3 protein-coding genes are annotated in these 3,215 nt (G+C 41.9%); all 3 read left to right on the forward strand.

Annotated features, from left to right (window positions below; translation table 11 throughout):
• The first annotated feature begins 155 nt into the window (after positions 1-155).
• Positions 156-1,718, forward strand: a complete 1,563-nt coding sequence (locus Q8907_14930) for a carboxylesterase family protein (protein MDP4275566.1) — start codon at positions 156-158, stop codon at positions 1,716-1,718.
• Between the two features lie 6 nt (positions 1,719-1,724).
• A complete protein-coding gene (locus Q8907_14935; protein ID MDP4275567.1) occupies positions 1,725-2,264 on the forward strand; it encodes a DUF3237 domain-containing protein in 540 nt (179 codons plus the stop codon).
• 46 nt (positions 2,265-2,310) lie between these two features.
• On the forward strand, positions 2,311-3,215 hold a 905-nt coding region (locus tag Q8907_14940; protein MDP4275568.1), incomplete at its 3' end, for a family 43 glycosylhydrolase.

Raw genomic sequence — 3,215 nt, forward strand, 5'->3', positions numbered from 1 at the left:
CCGAGTTGTTCTTGCTGAGAAAGGGAAAACGGCCGGTTTAAATGCCGAGAATTCTGGTAAAGAGGTTTCTTATACTGGCAAGAAACTGTCTGTAAAGTTATAAATATGTTGATATCTAATCAATTAACTAACTAACTGACTTGGGTAAATTAATTATGAAAAAATTAACATTATTAATTATTACATTTTTAACAATTGCCGCGAATTACAGCAATGCCCAACGCCCCGATCCAGTTAAGACCGACAAAGGGCTTGTACAGGGTATTTATGAAAACGGATTAACGGTTTACAAAGGGATTCCGTTTGCTGCGCCTCCCGTTGGGAATCTTCGCTGGAAAGCTCCTCAACCTGCCCAAAGCTGGACGGGGATAAAACAAGCCGACAAATTTGCTCCCGCTCCTTTTCAGGGTGGAAATACACCTTCAGGAAAGAGCGAAGACTGCTTATACCTGAATGTTTGGACTCCTGTTAAATCGGCAAAAGAGCATATTCCGGTACTCGTCTGGATTTACGGGGGAGGTTTCAGCTTTGGATCGACTTCGGATCCTGGTTATAACGGTGAAAAACTGGCCAAAAAAGGCGTCGTGTTTGTTAGCATAGCTTATCGCGTTGGCCAGCTTGGTTTCCTGGCCCATCCTGAATTGAGCTCTGAAAGCCCCGACCATGTCTCCGGAAATTATGGTTTGCTCGACCAGATAGCTGCATTGAAATGGGTAAAGAAAAATATTGCCGCATTTGGTGGCGATCCTAACAAAGTAACCATTTTTGGCGAATCTGCTGGTGCTATTTCTGTTAGTATGCTTTGTGCTTCGCCCTTGGCAAAAGGTTTGTTTCAGGGCGCTATCTCACAAAGCGGTGGCTCTTTTGGACCAACCCGTTCTGTTACTTTTCCTGGAGAAAATATGAAAACTCTCAAACAGGCTGAAATAGATGGCGAAAACTATATGAAGAAAGCAGGTGTGTCATCTGTTGCCGAACTAAGAAAGATTGAAGCCGACAAACTGCCTTTGGGATTTGGAATGCCTGGCGGTTGGCCAATAGTGGACGGTTTTGTAATTCCGGATGATCAGTATAAATTGTATGAGGCCGGCAAATACAATGACATTCCCGTACTTATCGGGTACAACTCTGATGAAGGGGCCAGCTTTTCGCATGAAAAAACGCCAGAAGATTATTTTGCCGCCGTTAAAGCCCGTTATGGCAAATTTGCTGATGATCTGATCAAAGCTTATCCGGCACAAGGAAATACTGTTCCTAAAACAGCCCGCGACCTGTCCCGAGATGCTGCTTTTGGCTGGCAAACCTGGAGCTGGGCACGTCTTCAGACAAAAACCGGTAAGTCAAAGGTCTTTTTATATTATTTTGACCAACACCCTGCATATCCTAAAGAATCGCCCAGGTATGGTTTTGGATCGCCTCACGGACAGGATGTTGCATACGTATTTATGCACATTGATGGTTCCAATCCCCAAACTTCTAAATCGGATCTGGTAATTTCGGAAGCCATGGGAACCTATTGGACCAACTTTGCTAAATACGGCACTCCAAGCGGAAAAGGAAGCCTGGTATGGCCTGTGTTTAATGAAAATAAACCTTCGGTAATGTATTTTCAACAAACACCGCATGTCGGAATAGTACCTGGTCTGTCATCCCTTAAGGTTTTAGATAATTATTTTAAGTGGAGAAGAAGTCCTGAAGGCGAAAACTGGGCAAAATAAGGCGGGATGATGAAAAAAATGATTTATCTGTTGGTATTCATGTTTTGTGTTTTTCAAAACATGAATGCCCAAAATACAAATTCAGAAAAGAACGATTCTTTTTACAAAGATTTTAAAACGGAATTTGTATGGGAAGCCAAAGTGAAAATAAACAATATGATTAATGTCGGTGAAAGCAAGCGTGGCGCAAGAAGGGTAATTCCTATAACAGGCGGTACTTTCAGCGGTCCAAAAATTAAAGGCGAAATTTTACCTGGAGGTGAAGACTGGCAACTGGTGCGTCCCGACGGAGATACGGAACTCAATGCCCGGTACCTCATGAAAACTGATGACGGATATACATTTCAGGTTCTTAACAAGGCTTTGATTCATGTTGATGCTTCAACCAAAACTTTTTATTGTAAGTCGGTTTTGGATTTCGAAGCTCCTGTCAACAGTCCTTACACCTACCTGAACCATGCGATATTCCTGGGAACTTTAAAAATGCCGGAATTAAAACAAGGCGAAGAACCCTATGTGATAATTGGAGTTTATAAAGTGTTGTAATTGAGTATTGTATCAGAATAAGGAATAAAATAGAAAACGCAATTTTATGAAAAAAGGAATAATAGCTGTTGCTCTCACTGTTATTATGTCAATAGTCTCAGCAAAAGCGCAAAATCCCATTATACAGACAAAATATACCGCCGATCCGGCTCCAATGGTCTATCATGATACGGTATTCCTTTACACCAGTCATGATGAAGACGATGCAGTTGGGTTTAAGATGCAAAACTGGCTGTTATATACTTCCACTGATATGGTGAATTGGACGGATCATGGGGTTGTTGCCTCTCTGTCAAATTTCAAATGGTCCGACAGGGCAATATCCGGGTGGGGCGGTTCTGAAAATGGAGCCTGGGCGCCGCAGTGTATTGAAAGAAACGGGAAATTTTATATGTATTGCCCTTTGCAGGGAAGAGGAATTGGAGTACTTGTGGCCGATAGTCCTTATGGCCCGTTTTCTGACCCCATCGGAAAAGCCCTGATTGATGGCAGTTATGACAGCATAGATCCTACAGTGTTAATAGATAATGATGGACAGGCATATCTTTACTGGGGCAATCCCAATCTTTGGTATGTTAAATTGAATCTGGATATGATCTCTTTTAACGGAACTCCTATAAAGGATAGTTCATTTGCTAAAATAAAAGGACAACCGGATCCTTTTCATTACCAGGAAGGCCCCTGGGCTTATAAACACAACGGGCATTATTATATGGCTTATGCTTCAACCTGTTGCCCTGAAGGTATTGGCTATGCAATGAGTAATTCGCCCATCGGTCCTTGGGTATATAAAGGTATGATTATGGATGGTGACGGGCGTTCTAGTGGAAACCATCCTGGAATTATTGACTATAAAGGAGCTTCCTATTTATTCGGATTTAATTATGCAATTTCTAAACAATACGTGTCAAAGCATTACGAAAGACGTTCGGTATGCCTTGAAAAATTAAA

This window comes from Bacteroidota bacterium, assembly GCA_030706565.1.
Lineage (GTDB): Bacteria > Bacteroidota > Bacteroidia > Bacteroidales > JAUZOH01 > JAUZOH01.